The sequence below is a fragment of the Vreelandella hamiltonii genome, from assembly GCF_014651775.1.
Lineage (GTDB): Bacteria > Pseudomonadota > Gammaproteobacteria > Pseudomonadales > Halomonadaceae > Vreelandella > Vreelandella hamiltonii.
Genome location: NZ_BMXN01000003.1, coordinates 247,277 through 269,799, shown reverse-complemented (window position 1 = coordinate 269,799; position 22,523 = coordinate 247,277). Strand labels below are relative to the sequence as shown.

Genomic DNA, 22,523 nt, shown 5'->3' with positions numbered 1-22,523 from the left:
AATAACGGGCTTGCGAAAGCCAACTTGCACGGGGCGAATGATCAAAAAGTGCTCGCTGGCGGTGATAGGGAAAGTGTCGGCGCCGGCTTCACGGATTCAGGAATATTAGAATGTGAAGAAGGTTTTGCTACTATAATTTTTCAAGGAAAACTAGAGAAAAATGAGTTTCTAAGATGTCCTATACCATTTCCAGATGCGGGTCTTGATGCAGAAGCTACGATAAAAGCAACATTTTGTATTCAATCTCATACTGATCCAGAGCATTTGGTTAACTATACTCGGTCTGGTCTTGGGGTTTCATTCAGGCCCTTAGTTGGTATTGGCGATGAAACAACTAAAGGTTTCTTTGGAATGGGTAGTCAGTATAAAAAAACTGAAAGAGAATATAGGGATGACGCTCATAAATGGGAAACATGTTTGCATAACTGCCATACTTTTAAAGCTGAAACACAGCTAGTTGACCCAGTCTTCGATATTCAGTACTTCGCTCGTGAAACTAGTAGGTCAATAGCAATGCCATCTGCTCCAGATGTCTCGTATGCTCTGGTTATCAGCGTAAAAATTGATGGTGTTACAAATATTTATGACTTAATACGCCAGAAATATGATGTTTTAGAACCAGTTGCAATATCAGTTGATGTAGAAAACAATATTCAGATTTAAAGGAGCCTTGCATGCATGTAGCTCTCAACCTGACGAGAGCTACATGTTAGTCCATTAGCGCTTATTGTTATAGACAATAGGGTGTTGTGCAAAATTTTGTGCTCTTGCATTTGCTCATGGTGTGATTCGGCTAAATTTTTCTTACGCCTATTAGATGGTATATGAATTGGTATACCGTATTTTTTTATTTTATTAAATTCCTTATAATTCAGATGGTTGTATAATTCGTCGTGCTCCTGCCAGGGACGCCATCTAAATTAGATAACCATATCTTTTCCTGCTTTGAAGTATTCCCGTTTTTGTCTTTTCTGGGTTTGCAACCACTCGATTCTGGGGGTGGGACTAAAACGCCTCCCGCCAATACTGAATTGATGAATCAGAAACCACACCCCGGTGGGTGCCAATCTCGATGACGGCTTGCTGAAAAGTGCGTGCGAGGCCTGGCTGATGACACAGCGCCAGTGACCGAATGATACGCGTGATGCGTAAATGGTTATGGCCACCGGCTTTCAGCCAGATGTGCGTCGGTATCGCTAACGTTGGTTGAGCAACGATGCCGTTTCCATCCCGGGCGAGGCCAAAAAAATCAAGCATCACCGCTAGCGATTGCTGCTGGTGCTGGCGCATAACATCGCTTTCTTGAAAGGCAGCTTGCACGGTGGGTGTTAAAAGGGGCGCAAAGCCGTTAAACCTGCCCGCCTCAGGAATAGGGAACAGCCACTGAATATAGTCGTGGGTGTGTTCTAGCCAAAAGGACGACAGCGCCCAAATATCCTCTAGACGCCGACCTTTATGGTCCAGCCCTTCGCCACTGTAAAAATCGATCAAGCGCGTATCGTTATCCATTAGACAGCCTCCATAGTGAGCTCTGTCGTCGCGTATAACGCCGTCTCGCGCGCATGGCGATCTGTTAAACGCTGGGTAGCCATGTGGGAGCCGTAAGCAAAATAGAGCATGGTAACCCTCCTTTGTGTAGAAACGATAAGTCGTGGCTTTTTCCGCATGCGGAAAACATGTATGTCAGAACCTGGGAGTAAAGGCTGTTCATGACGGTGCAGAGTGCTCGGTGGCGTAGTATGCCAGCATCTTTTCTGCGTTGGTTTTGATCGTTTCTTGCCACACATCAGGTGCAAGGACCTTGATATTTGGCCCCATGCCCATCAGCCACCACAGAGTTTGTTGGTCATCCGGTACATGGGCGGTTAGCCGATACCAACTGTCAGTGCCCGGCAATGCTTCTATCGACTGTTTGTCTGACAGCGGCGTTTCCTGTAATAGCCACGCTACGGATCTGGTAATGTCAGCTTCCAGAACCACATCGCTTGGCCCCTGACGGTATCCAAACGCACCGCCCTGGATATACTCATCGATGTTAAAATCGTGCTGCGCCTGCCAGGGCTGATGACTTAATGTTGCCAGCTTCACTCGGTGAAGGGCGAACTGGCGCAGGTCTCTGAACCCGTCCACATGAGCTAACAGATAGGTGGCGCTGTGGCGGCTCACAATGCCTTGAGGATGAAGCGTCAACGCTTTTTCAGAGTGACTGGTGCGTGATAGATAAATCACGTCAACGGCTTTCTGCTCAAGGAGCGCCTGCGAAATGGTCTGCCAGGTTGCCTCGTCAATCTCAGCGGGGATCAGCGCTTTGCCATTGGGAATGGCACGTACCTTGCGTGCCCACTGACTAAGCCCATTAGTGCTCATATCGTCCAGCAGTTTTCGCGCATCGGTAAAGTGGTGCGAGAGTTGGCCGACCACCACCGGAGGAAGCAACCCTTTCAAGTACTCTTCCGCCAGAACCAGCGTCAGCGCGCCAGGCACATCCAGCGCAGGTAGCTGGCACTGAAAGTCACGATCAAAATACCAGCGGTAAGGTTTCTGGCTATCGTCACAGCCAATCGGAAACTGCGTGGATAGCTTCTGGCTTAAATCCCGCTGCAGCGAACGTGTATCGATATTGAACCCGCGCTCTGCAAGCTTCTCTTTCAACACGGGGGTCGCGATACGCCCTGGTGCTCGAGGAATCAACTGCAACATGGTTAAGTAGCGAAAAAGCGTATCGCGGGGCTCAGACATAGTGACGCAAACCTTGGCTGAATGCATGAAAGCGTTGAGTTTAGCGTGCCTCACAAAACGTAGCGACTTGTTCTGGCAAAGCACCTGGCTCTTTAGCGATCAGGTGGGCACGTTGTCTCCACAGCATAAGGGTGCTGTGCGAGACTTGGGTGTCAGGTAAGGCATGCCACAAGGCGGCGGGATGTATATCCATGGAGGCTTCAACTGAAAGATTAGGGTGCCCCTCCAGCCAGCGGTAAACACTCAATGCGTTACGCCCCACACACACGGGAAAGAGCACGGCATCCGCAGGTAAAGGAATCTCAAGTGCTAACAGCAGCGAATTCACTTCATGGTCGCAAGCAAGGTGCCAACGTTGATAGTCGGCTACGAGCGGTGCAATCAGATGGCCGGCCACGCAATGCCAAATGAGATGCGCCTGCAAGAACTGGCGAGAGGTATCAGATAACGTAGCGCTGTATTGGGGGCAAAAAAAGAGAGATTTACCATCTGTGCTTGCACTATTGAACGCGGAGTCAACCACCGGCGTGACAGTTAAAAACTGGCTTAAGTAGCCCATGATGGGCAGCTCATGTTGCCACCGCTCACGATCAGCTAACCACTTGGCTGTTTCCTGCTGAGTCATCTTTTGGGTCGTTACACACTCGCTCATTGTCATCTTCGCGACCACCTTCCTTGATAAGAGAGGGTGAGGCTATAACGTGGTTGCGACATTATGTGTCGCTTAAGCATTTGTGCTAGGTGTCGGGTTCCGTGTAATTGACCACCCGTTTGGTAAATAACCCAAGCCCTTGGTTTGCCATTCCTTCATCACCGTGATCGGTGATTGGTGAGGCAGCACTTTTTGCAGGATATGGTGACTGTACAGCCAGCAGTATCGTTGAGCATCTGCTTCAGGTCTTTACCTAAGGTATACGCCGGGTTGGTAGCACGTCGCTGTTATGGCCTTTGAAGCGCTCATCATGCCATTCGTTTGCAGCCTTTCCGGCTCGACTCAGCTGTTTTTGATGCTGAAAAGACGGGATAGCGCACGCGGGACTGCGCTTACCTACCCTGTTCAGTACCGTCCGCATTTTGAAGAGCTTGTAAAGAGGCTTCTCGTCGACACTGGCATTTTTCCGCGTTGTTTCTGCCAGCGTTGGCTCCTTATACCGTTTTAGCATGGCGAGAAGGGTGATTCACGCACGATCGGTTCACGGTAATGCAGCGCCGGATAGTTGTGGTGGCGAAGCCATACTGCCGGGCCAGCTCGCTATCCGTTATGTTGGAGGGCGCTGACTGAATCTTGGCACGGATCTGTGGCGCTTGGTCGATTGTTTATGCAGCTTGATGGCCATGACCTTACTTGCCGATGAATTGTTGAAGAAGCGTCCTGATGGCTAACGAAGGATAACTCCTATGGTCAGCCTGATCGCCCAGGTCGCAACAGACAGTACTTCCAGCCGTATACTTGGTTGCAGGCCTCCTTATGAACCCTTCACAACGTGGTGGAGTGTGGTAGTCTACGAGAATAGATCAATAATCTCTTAGGAAAGATATATGAAGTCTTCACCAAATAACCGTATTAATGCCATCATGGAGGCCTTGCTTGAGGCACATGAAGAAGCACAGCAAGTTTCTCATTCTTCCCTACATCGCATGCCGGAATACTTCATGACGATGCGTGTGGCGGACTATTTTGCAAAGAATTTTTTGAATTTCGGTTATCGGCTGGAAGCTCAGGTAAGGCGGACATTTGAAGCATCCGACATGAATGTCGGTGACATCTCTGAATTGCTTGAAGACACTGATTTGCGCTCAGATGGAAGGTTTGATCTGGTAATACACACAGGAAAGAAAGGCCGTCCTGCGCATATCTTGGAGTTCAAGCGCAAAGATAGCAATATGCAAGGTATAATCAGTGACATGCGGCGATTAGCTAAGATTAGCTGCACTGCTAAGCGACATAGCTTGAAAACCAACTATTTAGTGCTGACGCGAAACTGCCAAGAAGAGAAAGATACTGTCGATAACTTGATACGCCGAATTGATACTGTGTTGGACGAGCATGATATGGGCGATGTTGAGGTGAATGTAATAGCTTCAGACCCTATGGTCCCTTACCTTAACTCTAAACTTGAACCAGTAGCTGGTCGCGCCTTTCAAATAGTGATTCTTGAGATCCAAGGCTGATTATTAACTATCATTGAATTTCATTGATGACATTGCATTAGAGTACTGATGGCTTGGGAGCGACATCTTGAGCGGCGTACAGCCACGGTTCACAGGGGCAAACAATGGCAAAGCGGGGCTGAGACAGGAATCACTGATAGTCTGTATGAGGAGCTAACCAGCCAAACCACAGCACTCCCAATGAACAAGAAAAGCGCCCGACTCGTCGGGCGCTTTATGAGTGGCTTATCCACCGAATTTCTCGTTTTCGCCGAAATCGGGCGTGGCCTCTTTTTTGAGGTTGGCTTTGGCAATTTCATAAAGCTGGAACGTTTTGCTCTCCTTGGCTTTCCAGTGCTCGCCCATCTCCACTTTCACTTCGAGCAGGGCAATATCTGGATCTTCCTTGCCGTTCTGGAACCAGGCAGCAACGAAAGGGCTCCAGTATTTGTCGATCAGTGCCTGGTCGTCGATAACGTTGGCTTTGCCAGATAAAGACACATAAACGCCATCATCCTGGTCCGAGAAGCTCAGGCATACGTCATGATCACTCTGGGTTTCCAGCACTTTCTCGGCGCTGCGGCGAGTGAAAAACCATAGTGTGCCATCATACTCATCCTGCACCAGATGCATAGGGCGAGCCCTGGGCACATCCTGATCTAATGTCACCAGCATGCCGATTTTGATGTCCTTGATCATTTACCAGATTTTTTGCTTATGCTCTGGGCTAGACATGATTCACTCTCCTTATGAATGGTCTGCGTGGTGAGCCTGCTGATCAGGTAGCCAGTTATGCAAAAACTGTCAGTGAGTTGTGTTTCTGTACAAGCTTTGCCATTAGCCATAGTTGCTATGAGGGATGTCAGCAAATCAGCTCTGCAGGAAGCGTAATGCAGAAAACGCCACCTCCCTGTGGTGCATCCCGGTACTGGACGCTCCCATGAAGTTGCTGAACGATTTCTCGGGTGATTGCCAGACCTAGCCCTGTTCCGGGAAGCTTGCGTGTGTCGCTGCCGTCAGCTTGTGAAAATCGCTGGAAGAGATGCGGTTGAAAGGCAGGGTCTACCCCCGGCCCTTGGTCGCGCACGGCAATCGTGGTGTTGCCGTCATGGTAGTTAACGTCGATCTCGATGGCGCCGCCTTCCGGCGTGTACTTCACGGCGTTCGACATCAGATTGGTCAGGGCCTGGATAAGGCGCTGACCATCCACGTTGACCTGCACGCTGGGCCAGTGGGGCGATGTCTGAATGCTCACGTGATGCTGCTCACCGTAGCCTGCCATGGATTCGATGGCTTCGGCCACCAACGGCATGAGTGATTGCTTTTCCAGGCTCATGGACATCTTGCCCGCCACCAGCTTTTCCATGTCCAGCAGGTCGTTGATCAAGATGGTCAGGCGCTGGCCGTTGCGCAGGGCGGTATCGAGCAGGGCGGCGGCCTGGGGTGGAAAGACCCCCAGTGCGCCCCCGGCCAGCAGCCCTAGCGCACCGTTGATGGAGGTGAGCGGGGTACGCAGTTCATGGCTCACCGTGGCGATGAACTGATTCTTCATTTTATCCAGCCGACGCCGTTCGGTGATGTCTTCGATGAGCGACCAAATGACCCATTTGCCATCCGGGTCCTGGCTGAGCATGCCTTGCAAGCGCACCGGGTAGCGGCTGCCGTCCTTGCGGTAATACTCTTTTTCGAACGGGCCGTACCGGCCATGGGTGGCCAGGCTGGTCAGCACCAGCTCTTCTTCGGGTTGGTACTCTTTGGGGGTCAGGTCCCAGTAGCTGAGGTTGACGAACTCTTCCCGCGTGAAGCCGGAGGGCTGGATGAGGGCGTCGTTGAGGTCGATGAAGCGTCCGGTTTCGTAATCGTTCAGGGCGATGCCGATGGGGGCAAATTCGAACAGGCCGCGCAGGCGGCTTTCGTTGCGTTCCATGGCCAGGCGGGCCAGCTCTTGTTCATGAATATCGTACAGGTAGCCGTGCCACAGCACGCTGCCATCGGCCAGGCATTCTGGGCGGGCTTGGCCGGTGGTCCAGCGGTAGTGGCCGTCGGGTTGCTTGACGCGGTAGGTGGCTTCCCAGTAATCGAGGGTGTTGGCGGAGTGCACGATACTGGCCGCGACGTTATCGAGGTCGTCGGGGTGGATGGTGGCCAACGCAGGCCCTGCATCCTGGGCGGCTTCTTCTGGCGTAATACCGTAGAGCGCCTCGATCTGCGGAGAGCTGAACGGGAAAGTGGCGCGACCATCGGGAAATAGCCGGTATTGGTAGATCGTGCCGGGCAATTGGGCCATCAGTTTGGTGACCCGTTCGTTGCTCAGGCTGTTGGTGAGCGTGTCCGAGAGCCAGCGGGCGAGCAGGCGCATGAACAGGGTCTCGCTTTCATCGAACTCTCCCAGCCGGGAGTGGCTGGAGGTGAAGTTCAGGGTGCCGAATATTTGGCCCTCTACGTTCAGGGTAATGCCTGCGTAGGTGCCGATGGGAAAGCTCTGGTTACATGGATGATGGTGGTAGCGGCTGTCGGAGACGTTGGCAATGAACAGCTCGTGCTGCTGGTCGGAAAGCAGCAGTTGGCACCAGGTCTGGTCGACGGGGAGGCTGTAGCCGGCCGGTATGGGCAGGGTGTCGGGCGCATCGACCCAGCGCACGGTGTACACGTCGCTTTCGATCTGGCTGATCACGGCCAGGTCCAGGCCAAGATAGGCCTTGGCACGGGCCAGGGCGTATTGGATTTTGGCATCGAGTGTGTCGGCGGGCTGAAAGGCGATATCGTTAAGCAGATTGAGGGCGTCGTGGTGCTTGCGCAGTTGGCTGCGGGCTTCGTGCTCGCGGGTGATATCGACAATGAAGCCTTCCATGATGAGCGGGTATTGCGCATTGCCAGGTACCCAGTTGCCGCGCTCTTCGACCCAGCGCCAGCTGCCGTCTCGGTGGCGAACGCGGTACTCGAAATGCCAGCCTTCCTTGCGTTCCAGCGCCAGGTTGACCTGTTCGGTCAGCATGGGGCCGTCGTCGGGGTGTACCAGCTCGGCGTAGCTGGTGGATTTGTTGTTCAGCAGCTCTTCGGCCGGGTAGCCGCTGATCTGGTCGATTTGGCCGCTGATGTACAGCATGGTCCAGTTGTCGTCGGGCAGGCAGCGGAACGTGACGCCGGGCATGTTGCTGAGCAGCGAGGCGAATTCGTCTCGACTGGCTTGCAGTTCCTGAACCAGCCCGGAGCGCGAGGTGCCGTAGTCGATGTCTCTCTGCACCAGCTCCTCTACCATGGCGGCCATATCGCATAGCAGGCTCAGCTGCTCGCTACTCAACTGCTTGGGTTCGGGGTCCAGCAGGCAGAGTGTGCCAATGCGCTGGCCATGAATACGCAGCGGTACGCCTGCATAAAAGCGTAGAAACGGGGCGGCGGTGACAACGGGAAGTCGAGCGAAGCGGGCGTCTTGCCGAGCGTCTTCGACGATCAGCGGCGCATCGTCCAGCTCGGCATGGCCACAAAACGTCTGGTCGAGGGGCAGGGAGGGCAGGTCGATTCCTTGGCAGGACTTGAACAGGAGCTTGGCCTGGTGAATGAAAGAGATCACCGCCATCGAAACGCCGAAGGTTTGCTGGGCCAGCCGAGTCACGCGGTCGAAGCGTGCATCGGCACGGTCATCCAGCAGCTCGCTGATGGCTCGCACGAGGGGTGGCGTTGCGGGATTGCGTTGAATCGTTGGCTCTTTCATGGCGTGACCCACCACTCTCTGAAATGCATTGGCACGCCATCAAGGGGCATGCCTGACCTCCCCATAGTGTAAATACAGGCGGTATCGCGGTATCTAGCGCAGATGTGAAAAATTGTGGAATGTAGGGGCCTGGCTCAGTGAGTGGCTCAATGAGAGGGGTAGTGGGCAAGGACTTTCTGTGCCGTGGCTTTCAGCTCGTCTTGCCATTCACGGGGGGCGAGCACTTTGATGTTGGCCCCCATGCCCATCAGCCACCAGAGCGTCTGCTGGTCGTTGGGGACGGTTACGTTCAGCCGATACCAGCCTTCCTGAGGCCCCGGGGTGATGCTTTGCTGTTCCGATAGCGGGGTTTCCTGCAGCAGCCAGGCCGCAGAAGGGCTGATCTCTGCTTCCAGTTCGATGTCTTCGATGCCTTGGCGGTAGCCAAAGGCGCCTTGCTGGATGTAATGGTCGATGTCGAAACCTTCTTGTGCTTGCCAGGCTCGGTCGCTCAGGGCAGCGTGCTTGACGCGGTGTAGCGCGAATTGCCTCAGGTCGTCAAAGCCGTCTACATGGGCCAGCAGATAGGTAACGCTGTGGCGGCTGACGATCCCTTGCGGGTGTAGCGTGAAGGCTTTTTCGGATTCGGCAGAGCGTGAGAGGTACTGCACGTCGATGGCTTTCTGTTCGAGCAGTGCTTGGGCAACCGTGTGCCAAGTGGCTTCATCGAGCGCGGCAGGAATCAGGGCCTTGCCATTGGGAATGGCGCGAACTCGCCGTGCCCAGTTGCTCAAACCGTTGGCGGCCAGCTGTTCGAGCAGTTGGCGGGCGTCGTTGAAATGGGGGTCGAGCTGGCTGATGACCACTGGCGGCAGAAGGCCCTTGAGGTACTCTTCAGCCAGCACCAGGGTGAGCGCGCCGGGTACGTCGAGGGCGGGCAATTGGCATTGGTAATCGCGGTCGAAATACCAGCGGTAGGGTTTTTGGCTGTCGTCGCAACCAATCGGAAATTGGCTGGAGAGCTTTTGGCCCAGGTCGCGTTGCAGTGAGCGGATATCGACCAAAAAGCCATGTTCGGCCAGCTTTTCCTTGAGGGCCGGGGTCGATATCCAGCCAGGGTAGCGCGGTATCAGCTGAAGCATGGTGATATGACGAAAGAGCGTATCGCGTGCATCGGACATGACGGCCAACCCTGGCAAAAAGAAAGCGTTCGTTAGCAAACCGTTAGTTTATCGCGCCTCACAAAACTTAGCGACACTTTCGGGCAACGTGCCTGTTTCACGGGCGGCCATGTGCGCGCGCCGACGCCACAGGGCAAGAACACGTTCATCAGGCGCCGTGCCCGGCAGATGGCTCCAAAGGGCGGCGGGATGCACGTCGATGGTGGACTCCAGCGATGTATCGGGGTGTCCTTCCAGCCATTGGTATACGTCCAGGGCGCTGCGTCCTACGCAGACGGGGAAGAGGAGCGCGTTACTGGGAAGCGGGAAGTCCAGTGCCAGCAGCAGGGCGTTGACTTCATGGTCGCAGGCCAGGTGCCAGCGATGACGATGCGCTACCAGTGGGGCACTCAGGTGGCCGGCCATGCAGTGCCAGATGAGGTGTGCGTGTAAAAAACGTCGCGACTCGTTCGTCAAAGAAGCGCTATAGTCGGGTGAAAAATAGAGATGACGGCCATCGGTGCTGGCGGTATCGAACCGCTGGCTGATCAGTGGGGTAAGCGTCAGGCATTCGCTGAGTAGTGCCATCAATGGATGTGAGTCTGCCCATTCGAGACGGTCCTGCTCCCACTTTCGTTGCTCTTGTCGGGCCAGTTGCTGCTGTACTGCCGTTGGCGTCATAGGATCCATTGCGCTGCCTCCTTTGTGTCGATGAAGGCAGCGTACTGGCAAGGTGCGACACTGCAGGTCGCACGGCTGACATTGCGTTGAGGAATATGACATGAGATTACGTTATTGGCCGCTGTGGGTAGCGGTAGGGATGACCGTACTGCTGGCGGGATGTGCCACGGCGGGGGGTGAGCAGGCGCCGAGCATGCAAGCGGCGGCGGCTGAACATTGTGAGGCACGGGGAGGCGAGCGTATCACCCGTGAAAGCCGTTTGGGGACGGGGCGTTATTGCCGCTTGCCAGATGGCCGGGTAGAGAATGAATGGCATCTTTACCGTACGGAACGGCTGGATAACTTCTAATCCTATTGGGTGGCTGATAGTGCACGTGGTCATGGCGATGCTTCTTTCTCGATGGCGTACCCTGGCGGGGTGGCCTGCTCTGTGTGCCTTGCTGGCACTTTCTGGGCTGGCTCACGGCTACCAGGGCCCTTCTCCATTGGGGGAGTGGGAGTACCGTTGGGGGGACTCGCCATTGGGCAGCGAAGGGGAGCCACTCTGGTTATCGGAGCCGAGCCGCGATTGGCAGGCCATTGCCTTTCCATCGAACCCGCCCGAGCGCGAGGGGCGGCAATATGTCTGGTTCAGGACCGTACTGCCTGAGGGAAACTGGCGTGATCCGGTGATCCACATCACCAGCATCAATCTGGTCGGGCAGGTGTTTTTGGGGGATGAGCTGATTTATGAGCACGGCGATATGCAGCAGCCGCGCTTCATTGGTTGGCCGTGGCATTTGATTCCGCTGCCCGACGATTTTGCGGGCCAGACCCTGTCAATACGCATCTATTCGGACTACACCAGCATTGGTTTATGGGGCGATGTTCGGGTCATGGACCGCCTGGGCGCCCTTAAGGCGATGCTGAAGGCGTCAGCGAAAGACCTGGCGGTCAGTGCATTCAGCCTGTTGTTGGCAACGCTTGCGGGTATTTTTGCGCTGATGGGCCCTGACCGGCGAGGCTTTGGTGCCACGGCGCTGTTCGCCTGTGCTTCCGGATTGATGCTGTTGGCCGAAACGCCTGCGAGGCAGCTGATTGCCGATGCCCCCTTGGCCTGGGACATGCTGCGCGCCGCCAGTTATTTTACCTTGCCCATTGCCATGGGGCTGCTGTTGAGCCACTGGTTGGTGGGGTCGGCCAAGCGCTGGATGGCGCGTTTCTGGCAGCTTCATCTGGGGTATCTGGTGGTGACGATGGGGCTGGTGCAGTTCGGCTTCTTGAACTTGGCCCTGACCTTTCCCGTGTTTGACGTGCTGCTGTTGCTGACGTTGCCCTGCATGCTGCTGATCACCCTGGTGGCATGGCGCCGCTTGGCGTTGGAGCAACGTTTGCTGGTGTTCAGCTTTGTAATGTTCGCGCCTTTGCTGGTGCTCGATATGCTGGTGGCCCACGGGCTGGTGGCGCTGCGGCAAGTGCCTTTGAGCGTTGGGGCGCTGGGCTTTTCGATGGCCATCGTGGGGGTCTCGCTGTGGCATTACCGTTTCACGCAGCGGCAGCTGGCTCTGGCGAACCTGACGCTGGAGGCGCAGGTGAAGTCGCGCACGGCGGAGCTGGATCAACTGGTGGACCAGTTGAAGGGATTGTCGCTCCAGGATGCCTTGACGGGGCTGCCCAATCGGCGCCACTTTGATACGCTGCTGGATGAAGAGATGGAGCGCGCCGCCCAGAGTGGGCAGCCGCTTTGCCTGTTGATGATCGACATCGATCACTTCAAGAACGTCAACGACAGCTTTGGCCATGATGTGGGCGATGCGGTGCTGATCGAAGTCGCCAACCTGCTGACACGCTGCTTTCGCGGGAGCGATGTGGTGTGCCGCGTGGGCGGGGAGGAGTTCGTGGCGCTGTTGCCAGTGACCGACCTCGATGAGGCCGAACGACGGGCCAACGAGCTGTTGCAGACGCTGCGTACCCATGCCTTGTTCCACCTCCAGCAACCGTTGGGCTACATCACGCTTTCGTGCGGTATTGCGGCGTACCCCGAGCATGCCGACAGCCGACATTCGCTGATCAAGATGGCAGACCAGGCGCTTTATCAGGCGAAGAACCGTGGGCGAGATCGCTGTGTGATCTGGCAGCAGACTGAAGCGGATCAGTCGTTTATTGATGCTTTTTAAATGTTATGCAAGTTGTGTAGAAGAGTTGTTATAAGTTTGTTGTCTGGCTAATGATAAACATCGTTTTTATAGTTGTTGATCTCGTTGTTTTTAGTGAATGTCAACAAATGTCACATCTCCTGCTGGCCTAGTTACTTTTTTAATATCTCCCTCCATAGTAGTTACATAAGCCCAATGATGGGTGCTGCCAAGGCAGTCGATAACGAGGGGGTGTGTGATGAGAAACAATGGCTATGTCTCCCAGGTGAACTATCCTATTGATCCTGATGATTTTTTGATTTCGCGTACTGATGCTAACGGTTATATCACTTACGCGAATCCTCGGTTTATCGAGGTCAGCGGTTTTGATATCGAAGAGCTGATGAACGAACCCCATAACGTCGTTCGTCATCCGGATATGCCCCCTGAAGTATACCGCGATATGTGGGCCACCCTGCGTGAAGGCATCTCTTGGCAGGGCTATGTAAAAAACCGCCGTAAGAATGGGGACCACTACTGGGTGCATGCCAATGTCGTGCCGGTCATGGATAAAGGAGAACTCCAGGGGTACGCATCGCTGCGCTCTTATGCGGAAGAGGAAAAGACGCGCTACTTCGATAACATTTACCGGCAAATGCGCGAAAAGACGTGCCCCTACTATCTGAAGCGTGGGCAGTTAAAGCGTCGTGGGTTATTGGGCAAGCTACCATCCATTCATTGGGAAAGCGTCAAAACGCGCCTGCTGTTCGCCACGCTGGCCAGCGTGGTACTGCTGGACGCTGGCCTGGCGGTGACTCAGCACTATGCGCTGGGGGGGTGGCAGCTGGGAGTGTTGGCCTTGGTGCTGGCAGGGCTGATCTGTGGCGTCAATGTCTTGCTGTTGGGGTCGTTGAACCGTTCGGTCGGTTCGTTGAAAGATATTGCACTGCAACTGGCGGCAGGCAATCTGAATGCGGCCATTCCTTCTCACCAGCGCCAATCGCTACGTCAGACGCTGGAAGCCCTCCAGTTGATGCGCCGCTCGTTGCTTTCCACGGCTAGCGACATCCAGCGCAATATGGAAGTCATCAGACCGGTGGTCGACCAGATTCTCAATAACAACAGCAACATGGCTGATCGTTTGGAGCAACAGGCTTCCGCCGTGCAGCAAACCGCTGCCAGTATGGAAGAGATCTCCAGTACCGTGCGCCAAAGCGCGTCCAACGCGGAGCTGGCGAGCAAGGCGGCAGATACCAATCTGGCAGAGGTCAGCACGGCATCCCGCCTGACCGATGAGCTGGCGCAGGCCATGGAAGTGCTGACCAAGCAGTCGGAGCGCATGAAGCACATGGTGCAGACCATCGATGCGATTGCCTTCCAGACCAACATTCTCGCTTTGAACGCTTCCGTGGAGGCTGCTCGGGCAGGGGAGCATGGGCGTGGTTTTGCGGTGGTGGCGCAAGAGGTGCGCAAGCTGTCCAACCAGACCGCCGAAGCGGCCAAGGAAGTGCAGCGCATGATCGTGGACACCAACCAGAGCGTTCTGGAAAGCGTGGCCCACACCCGTGAAACCCAGGCGGCCACGCTGCGCATCAAGCAGGCCAGCCAGCGCGTCAACGACCTGATGGAAGAGATTAGCCGCGCCGCCAGTGAGCAAAGCGACGGGGTTGCACAGATCGGGCTGGCCATCGCCGAGATCGACAGCACGACGCAAGCCAGTGCTTCCGACATGGAAAGCTACCGCCGAGTGGCCGATGCGCTCAGCGGAGAAGCCGCTTCCCTGAATAACAGCGTGAACGCGTTCAGAACTTCCAACCGTCATACCAACTCTCAGCCCCACCGCCTACCGGCGCTGCGCCGCCCCGATTCGCTTCGCCTCGACAGCGTGAAAGGCAAGCCCAACCTGCCAGCCCAACCCTCGACAGTAGGCGGTTGGGAACAGTTCTGAGTTCTTCCCCTCCCTTGGTCCTGAAACCAGTCGCTTAGGCGGCTGGTTTTTTATTGTAGGCATCCAGACTAGAGAGCCTTAGGAGCAGGCAGCTACGTGGTTGATCAAGTGGTTTGATGTCAGCGTTGCGCGAGCTGATGCAGTACCTCCGGCAGCTCGCTGGCATGATGAATGCCGATCGCGCCTGCGGGGGTGGCCTCTTCTTCCGGGAAGTGGTTCAGGTGGATGACGTGCATGCCTGCCGCCAGGCCGGCCTGCACGCCTACGGCGGCATCGTCGATGACCACACACTGTTGTGGGGCGTAGCCCATGGCGGCAGCGGCCTTCAAGTACAGCTGCGGATCGGGTTTCCAGACGTTCAGGGTATAGGCGCTGAACAGGTTGCCCGAAAAATGGTGCGTCAGCTGCGTGCACTCCAGGGCGCAGCGGATTTTGCGCTCGGGGCCGTTGGATACCACCGCCTTGGGGTGGTGGGCCAGTTGGGCCAACGCATCCGGCATGCCTTCTATGGCCAGTAGCTCGGCCTGCATGCGTGCTTCCATACCGCGCGCGCATGGCGGCTTCGAGCTGTATCAATCGGGTTTCTTCCAGCGCTTGAAAGCGCTCCTCCAGGGTATGCACGATGGTGTGAAAACGTACTCCGCGAAACTCCGCCATGTATTGCCGGGCCGTAAAGGGCAGCCCGTATTCCGGCAGAACGTCGCCCATCACGTCAGCGAGCAGCGTCTCGCTGTCGACCAGCGTGCCGTCACAATCGAACAACAAGCAGTAGGCGGCATGTTCCGCCGATTGGCCAGTCGTGTTCATTTCCAGACTTCCTCGTTGACCAGGCTGATAGGGCGCTGGCCTTGCAGGGCCATGCGGATATTGTCCACCGCGCGTTGCGCCATGGCGTCTCGGGTTTCATGGGTGGCTGAGCCTATATGCGGCAGCGCGACCACGTTGGTCATCTGCAGCAAGGGAGAGTCATGGGCCAAAGGCTCTTGCGCAAACACGTCCAGCCCGGCTGCCTTGATCACGCCCTGTTGCAGCGCTTCGATCAGGGCGGGTTCGTCGACCACCTTGCCGCGGGCAATGTTGACCAGAATGGCCGAGGGCTTCATGCGGGCAAGTTCGGCAGCACCGATGAGGTGTTCCGTGTCGGCGGTCAAGGGGACCGTCAGACACACGAAATCGGACTCGGCCAGCAGTGCGGTCAGCTCACGCCGCTGTGCGCCCAGCGCCTGTTCGAGGTCTGGCTTGGGGGACGCATTGGAGTAGAGGATGCGCATTCCAAAGCCCAGAGCGCCGCGCTTGGCCACTGCCTGGCCGATGCGACCAAACCCCACCATGCCTAAGGTTTTGCCGTGCACGTCGCTGCCGAACAGCGCTGGGCCAAGGCTCTGTTGCCACTGGTTCGCCTTGACCCAATTGGCCAGTTCCACCACTCGGCGTGCGGTGGCCATGATGAGCGCAAAGCCGGTATCTGCCGTCGTTTCTGTGAGCACATCCGGGGTGTTGCATACCAGGATGCCGCGCTGGGTCAGTTCATCGACGGGCAGATGGTCATAGCCGACGGAAATGGTGGCGATGACTTTGAGGGCAGGGGAGGCTTCCAGCAGCTCATCGGTGATGAGCAGGCTGGAGCCGATGATCCCTTGTGCCTCCCGAAGCGCTTCGCGCACGTTGGGCTGAGTCAGATCCAATGGGCTTTCCAGCTCGATGAGCTGGAAGTGCTCGTCCAGTTCGGCCAGTTGGGCAGGGCTGAGACGCCCTGAAACGATGATACGCGGTTTCATGTGCTCTCCAGTGATCATGATGGGGTGGGGGGTGTCAGAGCTGCTCCAGCTGCATGAGCTGCTGGCGGGTCGGCAGGCCCTCCATGTCGCCAACCACTTGCACCGCCTGAGCACCGATCAGGTTGCCGCGCTGAAGTGCCTGTAAGGGGGGCAGCCCATCCAGCAGCGCACTGATCACACCGACGGCAAAGCCGTCACCGGCGCCGACCGTATCGACCACGTTGGCAACCGGCTGGCCGGGCACGCTAAAGCTTTCCAGCTGGCCGCCCAGCACTCCTCGATAATAACTGCCTTCTGGGCCCAGCTTGATGACGACCGCCTTGACGCCTCGTTCCAGGTAGAAGTCGGCGATGGCCTCGGGCGACGTTTGCCCGGTGAGCAGGCGGCCCTCGGACAAGCCCGGCAGCACCCAGTCGGCCAGGGCGGCCAAGGCGTTGAGGGTATCGCGCATCAGGGCATCACTGGTCCAAAGCGTTGGGCGAAGGTTAGGGTCGAAAGAGACGCTGGCGCCCGCCGCGCGCGCTTGCTGCATCATATGGCGGCTCAACTGCGCGGCGCTTTCGGAAAGCGCAGGCGTGATGCCGGTGGCATGCAGGTGGGTAAGGGCGGCCATATCGACGCTTTCGGCGTCTTCGATGCACAGATGGCTGGCAGCACTGCCTCGCCTGAAGTAAGTGACCTTGGGGTCTGCCCCGCGCTCGGCACGCTCCTTGAACAGCAAGCCGGTGGGGTGGCTGGGGTCGGTATGAATATGGCGGCTGTCTACCCCTTCCGCCTCAAGTGCCTGGCGAATGAACTGCCCGAAGCTGTCGCTACCTACGCGGCTCATCCAGGCCACGTCAAAGCCCAGTCGGGCCAGGCCGATGGCGACGTTGTTGTCCGCCCCCGCCAGGCGCCGCTGAAAATGCTCCACGGTGGCCAGTTCGCCGGGAGTCTCTGCCACGAACATGGCCATGGCTTCGCCAAAGGTAAGAACGCTGGGGGAGGGTTTGGGGTGTGTCATCGGGGCCTCACGTGTTGTCTTGGGTTGTCGTGTTGGTTTGCAGGCCCTGGCGGTGAGTGCTGCCTCGGGCAATGAGAGTGGGCGCATGGCGGTACTGCACCGGTTGCTCTATCGCCTGGGGGCCAGTCAACCGTGTGATCTGGTTCAGCAGGCTGGTCACGGCGGCTTGGCCAATGGCGTTGGTGGGCTGGGCCAGCGTGGTGATGCCCGGAGGCACCAGGGCGCACCACTCCAGCTCGTCTATACCGATCAGGCCGACGGGCCCCAGAGAAATGGCCTGGTGCTGGAAATGGCGAACCATGGCCAGGGTGGCGTTGCCGTTGGCGCATAGTACGGCGCAAGGGGCCTGGCGATGGCGTTGAACGAAGCCGCGCAGCCGTGAGGCTGCCTGTGGGTCGTCGAGGGATGTCAGGGTTTCGCCCTGTATGCCCAGTGACGTCACGCGTTGTCGAAAGCGCTGCAGCCGCTCCTGGCGAGCGCTGGCCAACTGGGGAGGCTCGCTGACATACAGTACCGCGCGATACCCCCGCTGCATGAGGTGTTCCAGCGCCAGGTCGATGGCCAGTGCGTTATCGAGGCCGATGGTCTCGGCGTCCAGGTTGGCGACGTCGCGGTCGATGAGGGCCAGGGGGATGCCGTTGTGTGCCCAGGCTTTCAATGCGCGCTCTGGCTGCCCGGCCGCATTGACGATCAATCCCTCCACTCGGTAGGACGATAGCGAGGCCAGATGCCGCGTTTCCAGCTCGGGGTCGTTATCGGTATTGCACACGATCAGCGAGTAACCCTGTGCCCGTGCCGCTTGCTCTACTCCATGAACGATGGCCACGGAAAACGGGTTGCGTATGTCGGCGACCAGCATGCCCAGCAGTCTGGATCCGCTGCCTTTCAAGCCCCGTGCCATTTGGTTGGGGGAGTAGCCAAGGCTCTTGGCCGCTTGATCGATACGCGCCTGCAAGGCGGCAGACAGCCTGTCTCGCTCTGGGCCGAAGAAACGTGAAACGCTGGTTTTGGACGTACCTGCCAGCCGAGCGACTTCGATGAGCGTTGCGCGTGAGGAGAGCATGAGCACGACGACCTGATGCAAATGAGTGAATGGGAACGTTCCCATGATAAGGTTTCACCTTAATACCTTTATATCGCCAAGACAATATGCCCATATGGTCAAGGCAAATGTGGGCAATGCCTGTGTGGCCAATGCCCGAGCAGCCTTTGCTACGCTGAAAGAAAACCGGGAGGGTGGCGATGCACGTGCACGAGTATCAACAGTACGACGCAACGGGGCTGGCAGCGCTGATTCGTGGCGGGCAGGTGAGCCGGGAAGAGGTGCTGGAGGCCGCGCTGGTGGCCATCGAGCAGGCTAACCCGGCGCTGCAGGCCGTGGTGCGCATGCGGGTCGAGCAGGCGCGTCGTGAAAGCCAGCAGGTAGAAAGTTCGGCCTGTTTTGCCGGTGTGCCCACCTTGAGCAAGGACTTGTTGATGGCGCTCAAAGGGGAGCCCTTGGCATTCGGCAGTGCTGCGTTACGCGACTGGCGGCCTGCCGAGGACTCGCTGTTCATCCAGCGCTCGCGCAGGGCGGGGCTGGTGGTGGTGGGCCAAACGGCCACGCCGGAGCTTGGCTTGATGGGCATCACCGAGCCCAAGGCATTTGCCCACCCTGAAAACCCGTGGTGCGCAGGCTATTCGCCCGGTGGTTCCAGCGGTGGGGCGGCGGCCGCGGTGGCCGGGGGCATGGTGCCCTTGGCGCTGGCAGGCGATGGCGGCGGTTCCATTCGTATCCCTGCCAGCTATTGCGGGCTGTTCGGGTTCAAGCCTTCCAGGGGCCGTGTGCCGCTGGCGCCAGCCCATGGTGAGGTGTGGCAGGGGGCGGTCGTGGAGCATGCGATCACGCGGAGCGTGCGTGACAGTGCGGCCCTGCTGGAAGAGGTCAATGGCATGGCGCCTTCGGGCCCTTACCCGGTGCTTGCGGAACGCGGCTATGTGGAGGCGCTGTCGAAAACCTGCCCACCCTTGCGGGTGGCGATCTCTCTGGGGGAGCCTTTTGGGCGCAGTTTGGGTACACGGTTGAATCCAGAGGTGAAAATGGCCATCGAGAAAACCGCCCAGCAGCTGGAGGAGATGGGGCACACGGTAGCGTGGTGCGACCCGCCGGTCGACGGTGAGGCGCTTGCCGACAGTTACCTGACGCTCTACCTGGGCCACCTGGCGGCAGACCTGCGCTGGATCAGTCAGCAAACCGGCGTGCCGCTCGGCCGCCTGCCTCTGGAGCCTTCTACCCGAGCCATTGGCCGCCTGGGCGCCAAACTCTCTGCCTGGGAGTACGAGACGGCCAAGCGCTACTGGCACGTTGCCGCCGAGCAGATGAGCCAGTTTCATCAGCGTCATGATGTGCTGGTGCTGCCCGTGGCCGCAGACACCGCGCCTAGGTTGGGGGAGCTGTACCCGTCGGCCCTGCGCGAACGGCTGATGGCGCTGCTGGCGGTGCCGGGCCTGCCCGCGCTGGCCCTGAAGGCGGGGCTGTTGAAGCGACTGGCCGTCGATGCCCTGAGCCGTACGCCCTTTACCCAGTTGGCCAACCTGACCGGCCAGCCTGCCATGTCGCTGCCGATGCACGTGGCGCAAAGCGGCTTGCCCGTGGGGGTGCAAGTGGTTGGGCGGCTGGGGGAAGACCGCCAGTTGCTGCAGTTGGCCGCCGCCCTGGAGCAGCAGGAAAACTGGCAGGCGAGGCTGCCTCGGCAAGCGTTTGCAGCTCAGGCAGGGTAAACTACGCCCCCGTCAATCGACGACCGTGATTCTATCTAGAGCTTGCTGCATGCACCCATCCTACGAACTGACCGAGGCGGGCGACCGTTATTTCGATGGTCTGGCGGAGAAATTTTCCCGCTCGCTGTATCAGGCCCCGCGTGGAGAGCTGCGCTTGGCCATGCTGGATTACCTGCTGCCTCAGATGCTGAACCTGAACGCCCAGCCGATACTGGATGTAGGCGGCGGCCTGGGACAGCTATCGGCCTGGCTGGCCGAGCGGGGGCATGCGGTGACCATGGCAGAGCCTTCCCAGGATATGTTGGCACACGCCCAGGCATGGCATGGCCAGCGGGTCAGCGAAGGTGCTTTCAATGCCGACGCGCTGCACTACGTTGCAGCACCGCTGCAAGCGTTGCCCGTTCAAGCCCCCGGGCCCTGGCCGCTGATCACTTGTCATGCGGTGCTGGAGTGGCTGGGCGACCCTGCCCAGGCGCTGGCTACCCTGGCCAGCCTGCTGGCTCCCGGTGGCCAGCTGAGCCTGATGGTGTTCAACCGCGATGCGCTGCGCTTCTCCAACGTGGTGAAGGGCAACTTGAACAAGGCGCTGGGCGACCAGTTGGCAGGCAAGGGGCGTCGCCAGCGCTTGACCCCCATTTCACCCATGACCCACGCGCAAGTTCTGGGCTGGGCCGACACCTGCGGCCTGGAGATGGTCGACGTGGCGGGCATTCGTATCTTTCAGGACTACCTGCGCCAGGCCCCTGCCAGCGCTGACGACCAGGCCGCGCTCATGGCGCTGGAACGCCAGTACTGCCGCCAGGAGCCCCATTGGCGGCTGGGCCGCTATCTACTTTACACCTTCACCAAACCCGAGGCCGATGCATGAGCGCTCAACTGCCCGCCAGCCAACTTCTCGAACGTTACCATGGCCCTGCGGCTCAACTGCTGCCAATCGCCCCGCCTGCCGACGGCTGGCTGGTGGAACGCTCTACCGCCATGATCAGTGGCGATGTGGCGCTGCGCCAGCAGTGGCAGGATGCTGGAAAGCTGGCCAGTAGCCCGCTGGCGCCCATGAATGCAGAGCCCGCTGGCCGCGTGGTGCTGTTCTGGCCCAAGGCGCATGCCTTGGGCACGTGGTGGCTGCGCTGGCTGTGCCAATGGCTCCCCGAGAACACGCCTTTCGAGATCGTGGGGGAGCACCAGGGCGGGATCAAGCGTGTGCCGAAGCTGCTGGCAGCGCTGGGCATGGGGTGTGACAAGCTGGACAACGCACGCCGCTGTTCACTGTTTGCCAGCCGCACTGTGGCGCTGCCCGAGCAGCCAGATGAGTGGCAGCGCTTCGAAGCGCTGGGCATGACGCTGGTGAGCCACCCTAGTGTGTTTGGCCATGGCAAGGTCGACGAAGGAACCTTGCTACTCCTCGACACCCTGGAAGCGCACCTGCCCAGGCGCCCGATGAGCGTGCTGGACATGGGCTGTGGTGACGGCATCATCAGCGCCTGGCTGGCCAGCCGTGGCCATACGGTGACAGCGGTGGACGTCAACGCTTTTGCCGTCGAGGCGTGTCGCCAGACCCTGGCGGCCAACCAGCTGACGGGCAGCGTGTGCGAAAGCGATGTCTACCGTGCGCTGGGCGATGCGCGCTTCGACCTGATCGTCAGCAATCCACCGTTTCACCAGGAGCGCGAGATCAGCTACGGACCGAGTGCGCGACTCATCGACGAAGCGCGTCAGCACCTGACCCCCAAAGGCCAACTGGTGCTGGTGGCCAACGCCTTCCTGCCTTATCCCGAGCGGCTGGAGCGTGCGTTTGGAAGCTTCGAGACGCTGGCCGACAATCGGCGTTTCCGGGTGTATCGCGGGCAGTCGTGAAGGGGCCGCTGGCTCAGGCGTTGGGTGAAGCATCGGCATAGCGAATGTCGGTAATGGTGTAGAACGCCTCGCCGTTGGGCGTGATCACCGTGATCTCGTCGTCCACTTCCTTGCCCAGCAGCGCCTTGGCCATGGGGGCGTCGACACTGATCCAGTGCTTCCGGGTGTCGATTTCGTCATGGCCCACCAGGCGGATATGCAGGGCTTCCCCCGCGTCGTCTTCCAGGCTCACGAACGCGCCGAAAAACACCTTGTCGGTGTTGGCGGGCAGCCTGTCCACCACCTGTAGTTCGTCCAGCCGCTGGGTCAGATAGCGGATGCGGGCGATGACCCGGTTCAGCTCTTTCTTGTTGTAGGTGTAGTCGGCGTTCTCACTGCGGTCCCCCAGCGCAGCGGCTTCCCCCACCTTGGCCGACAGCTCAGGGCGCTTGACGCGGGAAAGGTGGTCCAGAATGCCCCGCAGGCGGGCCGCGCCCTCGGCGGTAATCAGGTTGCTCTTGGGTGCCTGGCGCGGGTCTTTTGCTGGATCGCGCCAGCGCGTCATGTTGCGGCCTTTCATGGTGTCGTTATCTTCCCGAAAAAGTGTCTAGCTTACGCTACCAAGGTGCAGGGCAACAAAGCGGCGATTCTCTGGCGAATCATTC

At 58.2% G+C, this 22,523-nt stretch carries 19 protein-coding genes and 2 pseudogenes; 8 read left to right on the top strand and 13 right to left on the bottom strand.

Annotation, left to right across the window (positions count from 1 at the left end; genetic code table 11):
• Positions 1 to 663 (top strand): hypothetical protein (locus IE091_RS04515; protein WP_479694284.1); only part of this gene is annotated, 663 nt, incomplete at its 5' end.
• A 342-nt stretch (positions 664 to 1,005) separates the two neighbouring features.
• Here IE091_RS04515 and IE091_RS04510 read toward each other — a convergent pair.
• The 4 genes and pseudogenes from IE091_RS04510 to IE091_RS18640 all read right to left on the bottom strand — a co-directional run bounded on the left by IE091_RS04510 (position 1,006) and on the right by IE091_RS18640 (position 4,076).
• Entirely contained in the window at positions 1,006 to 1,509 is a 504-nt protein-coding gene (locus tag IE091_RS04510) for an opioid growth factor receptor-related protein (protein ID WP_189462922.1), read from the bottom strand.
• A gap of 198 nt (positions 1,510 to 1,707) precedes the next feature.
• A complete protein-coding gene (locus IE091_RS04505) occupies positions 1,708 to 2,739 on the bottom strand; it encodes a helix-turn-helix transcriptional regulator (protein ID WP_189462921.1) in 1,032 nt (343 codons plus the stop codon).
• Positions 2,740 to 2,779: 40 nt separating this feature from the next.
• Positions 2,780 to 3,364, bottom strand: a complete 585-nt coding sequence (locus IE091_RS04500; protein WP_229800752.1) for a DUF2201 family putative metallopeptidase — start codon at positions 3,362 to 3,364, stop codon at positions 2,780 to 2,782.
• 112 nt (positions 3,365 to 3,476) lie between these two features.
• Positions 3,477 to 4,076: pseudogene (locus IE091_RS18640) on the bottom strand (hypothetical protein).
• Between the two features lie 202 nt (positions 4,077 to 4,278).
• On the opposite strand from IE091_RS18640, the gene IE091_RS04495 reads away from it, so the two are divergent.
• Positions 4,279 to 4,911 (top strand): hypothetical protein, encoded by a 633-nt coding sequence (locus IE091_RS04495; protein WP_189462919.1) that lies wholly within the window; start codon positions 4,279 to 4,281, stop codon positions 4,909 to 4,911.
• Positions 4,912 to 5,136: 225 nt separating this feature from the next.
• On the opposite strand, the gene IE091_RS04490 is transcribed toward IE091_RS04495, so the two are convergent.
• From IE091_RS04490 to IE091_RS04475, 4 genes are all read right to left on the bottom strand, one after another.
• Positions 5,137 to 5,589, bottom strand: a complete 453-nt coding sequence (locus tag IE091_RS04490) for a pyridoxamine 5'-phosphate oxidase family protein (protein ID WP_189462918.1) — start codon at positions 5,587 to 5,589, stop codon at positions 5,137 to 5,139.
• A gap of 163 nt (positions 5,590 to 5,752) precedes the next feature.
• Positions 5,753 to 8,602 carry a PAS domain-containing protein gene (locus IE091_RS04485; RefSeq protein ID WP_189462917.1) on the bottom strand — a complete coding sequence of 950 codons (2,850 nt, stop codon included), beginning with the start codon at positions 8,600 to 8,602 and terminating at the stop codon, positions 5,753 to 5,755.
• Between the two features lie 146 nt (positions 8,603 to 8,748).
• On the bottom strand, positions 8,749 to 9,762 hold the full coding sequence (locus IE091_RS04480) for a helix-turn-helix transcriptional regulator (RefSeq protein ID WP_189462916.1): 1,014 nt from the start codon (positions 9,760 to 9,762) through the stop codon (positions 8,749 to 8,751).
• A 48-nt stretch (positions 9,763 to 9,810) separates the two neighbouring features.
• Complete coding sequence (locus IE091_RS04475) at positions 9,811 to 10,431, bottom strand: DUF2201 family putative metallopeptidase (RefSeq protein WP_229800750.1); 621 nt, start codon at positions 10,429 to 10,431, stop codon at positions 9,811 to 9,813.
• A 91-nt stretch (positions 10,432 to 10,522) separates the two neighbouring features.
• Between IE091_RS04475 and IE091_RS04470 the strand changes: the two genes are divergently transcribed.
• From IE091_RS04470 to IE091_RS04460, 3 genes are all read left to right on the top strand, one after another.
• Positions 10,523 to 10,771, top strand: coding sequence for a putative hemolysin (locus tag IE091_RS04470; RefSeq protein WP_084123760.1), 249 nt, complete (start codon positions 10,523 to 10,525; stop codon positions 10,769 to 10,771).
• A gap of 31 nt (positions 10,772 to 10,802) precedes the next feature.
• Positions 10,803 to 12,578 carry a GGDEF domain-containing protein gene (locus IE091_RS04465; RefSeq protein WP_189462915.1) on the top strand — a complete coding sequence of 592 codons (1,776 nt, stop codon included), beginning with the start codon at positions 10,803 to 10,805 and terminating at the stop codon, positions 12,576 to 12,578.
• A 217-nt stretch (positions 12,579 to 12,795) separates the two neighbouring features.
• A complete protein-coding gene (locus IE091_RS04460; RefSeq protein WP_229800753.1) occupies positions 12,796 to 14,484 on the top strand; it encodes a methyl-accepting chemotaxis protein in 1,689 nt (562 codons plus the stop codon).
• Positions 14,485 to 14,603: 119 nt separating this feature from the next.
• On the opposite strand, the pseudogene IE091_RS04455 reads toward IE091_RS04460, so the two are convergent.
• From IE091_RS04455 to IE091_RS04440, 4 genes and pseudogenes are all read right to left on the bottom strand, one after another.
• Positions 14,604 to 15,291, bottom strand: a pseudogene (locus tag IE091_RS04455) (HAD family hydrolase).
• Positions 15,288 to 16,262, bottom strand: coding sequence for a 2-hydroxyacid dehydrogenase (locus IE091_RS04450; RefSeq protein WP_189462913.1), 975 nt, complete (start codon positions 16,260 to 16,262; stop codon positions 15,288 to 15,290). Before IE091_RS04450 ends, IE091_RS04455 begins: the two are co-directional and overlap by 4 nt.
• A 34-nt stretch (positions 16,263 to 16,296) precedes the next feature.
• Positions 16,297 to 17,265: a sugar kinase gene (locus tag IE091_RS04445; protein WP_189462912.1), complete on the bottom strand. Its 969-nt coding sequence runs from the start codon at positions 17,263 to 17,265 to the stop codon at positions 16,297 to 16,299.
• 7 nt (positions 17,266 to 17,272) lie between these two features.
• Complete coding sequence (locus tag IE091_RS04440; protein WP_229800748.1) at positions 17,273 to 18,373, bottom strand: LacI family DNA-binding transcriptional regulator; 1,101 nt, start codon at positions 18,371 to 18,373, stop codon at positions 17,273 to 17,275.
• Between the two features lie 134 nt (positions 18,374 to 18,507).
• Between IE091_RS04440 and IE091_RS04435 the strand changes: the two genes are divergently transcribed.
• From IE091_RS04435 to IE091_RS04425, 3 genes are read left to right on the top strand one after another with little or no spacing between them, the layout of a single operon-like run.
• A complete protein-coding gene (locus tag IE091_RS04435; protein WP_189462911.1) occupies positions 18,508 to 20,025 on the top strand; it encodes an amidase in 1,518 nt (505 codons plus the stop codon).
• A 49-nt stretch (positions 20,026 to 20,074) separates the two neighbouring features.
• Positions 20,075 to 20,893 (top strand): methyltransferase domain-containing protein, encoded by an 819-nt coding sequence (locus IE091_RS04430; RefSeq protein WP_189462910.1) that lies wholly within the window; start codon positions 20,075 to 20,077, stop codon positions 20,891 to 20,893.
• Positions 20,890 to 21,879 (top strand): class I SAM-dependent methyltransferase, encoded by a 990-nt coding sequence (locus IE091_RS04425; protein WP_189462909.1) that lies wholly within the window; start codon positions 20,890 to 20,892, stop codon positions 21,877 to 21,879. The genes IE091_RS04430 and IE091_RS04425 overlap by 4 nt, the downstream gene beginning before the upstream one ends.
• 13 nt (positions 21,880 to 21,892) lie before the next feature.
• Here the strand turns inward: IE091_RS04425 and greB are convergent, their stop codons facing one another.
• Positions 21,893 to 22,438, bottom strand: coding sequence for a transcription elongation factor GreB (gene greB, locus IE091_RS04420; RefSeq protein ID WP_016913398.1), 546 nt, complete (start codon positions 22,436 to 22,438; stop codon positions 21,893 to 21,895).
• Positions 22,439 to 22,523: the final 85 nt, after the last annotated feature.

Coding starts and splice junctions, on each gene's coding strand:
- IE091_RS04500 (WP_229800752.1), bottom strand. CDS start 3,364: ATGACTCAGCAGGAAACAGCCAAGTGGTTAGCTGATCGTGAGCGGTGG.
- IE091_RS04465 (WP_189462915.1), top strand. CDS start 10,803: ATGGCGATGCTTCTTTCTCGATGGCGTACCCTGGCGGGGTGGCCTGCT.
- IE091_RS04480 (WP_189462916.1), bottom strand. CDS start 9,762: ATGTCCGATGCACGCGATACGCTCTTTCGTCATATCACCATGCTTCAG.
- IE091_RS04435 (WP_189462911.1), top strand. CDS start 18,508: ATGCACGTGCACGAGTATCAACAGTACGACGCAACGGGGCTGGCAGCG.
- IE091_RS04490 (WP_189462918.1), bottom strand. CDS start 5,589: ATGATCAAGGACATCAAAATCGGCATGCTGGTGACATTAGATCAGGAT.
- IE091_RS04450 (WP_189462913.1), bottom strand. CDS start 16,262: ATGAAACCGCGTATCATCGTTTCAGGGCGTCTCAGCCCTGCCCAACTG.
- IE091_RS04475 (WP_229800750.1), bottom strand. CDS start 10,431: ATGGATCCTATGACGCCAACGGCAGTACAGCAGCAACTGGCCCGACAA.
- IE091_RS04425 (WP_189462909.1), top strand. CDS start 20,890: ATGAGCGCTCAACTGCCCGCCAGCCAACTTCTCGAACGTTACCATGGC.
- IE091_RS04440 (WP_229800748.1), bottom strand. CDS start 18,373: ATGGGAACGTTCCCATTCACTCATTTGCATCAGGTCGTCGTGCTCATG.
- IE091_RS04510 (WP_189462922.1), bottom strand. CDS start 1,509: ATGGATAACGATACGCGCTTGATCGATTTTTACAGTGGCGAAGGGCTG.
- IE091_RS04445 (WP_189462912.1), bottom strand. CDS start 17,265: ATGACACACCCCAAACCCTCCCCCAGCGTTCTTACCTTTGGCGAAGCC.
- IE091_RS04485 (WP_189462917.1), bottom strand. CDS start 8,602: ATGAAAGAGCCAACGATTCAACGCAATCCCGCAACGCCACCCCTCGTG.
- IE091_RS04430 (WP_189462910.1), top strand. CDS start 20,075: ATGCACCCATCCTACGAACTGACCGAGGCGGGCGACCGTTATTTCGAT.
- IE091_RS04460 (WP_229800753.1), top strand. CDS start 12,796: ATGAGAAACAATGGCTATGTCTCCCAGGTGAACTATCCTATTGATCCT.
- IE091_RS04495 (WP_189462919.1), top strand. CDS start 4,279: ATGAAGTCTTCACCAAATAACCGTATTAATGCCATCATGGAGGCCTTG.
- greB (WP_016913398.1), bottom strand. CDS start 22,438: ATGAAAGGCCGCAACATGACGCGCTGGCGCGATCCAGCAAAAGACCCG.
- IE091_RS04470 (WP_084123760.1), top strand. CDS start 10,523: ATGAGATTACGTTATTGGCCGCTGTGGGTAGCGGTAGGGATGACCGTA.
- IE091_RS04505 (WP_189462921.1), bottom strand. CDS start 2,739: ATGTCTGAGCCCCGCGATACGCTTTTTCGCTACTTAACCATGTTGCAG.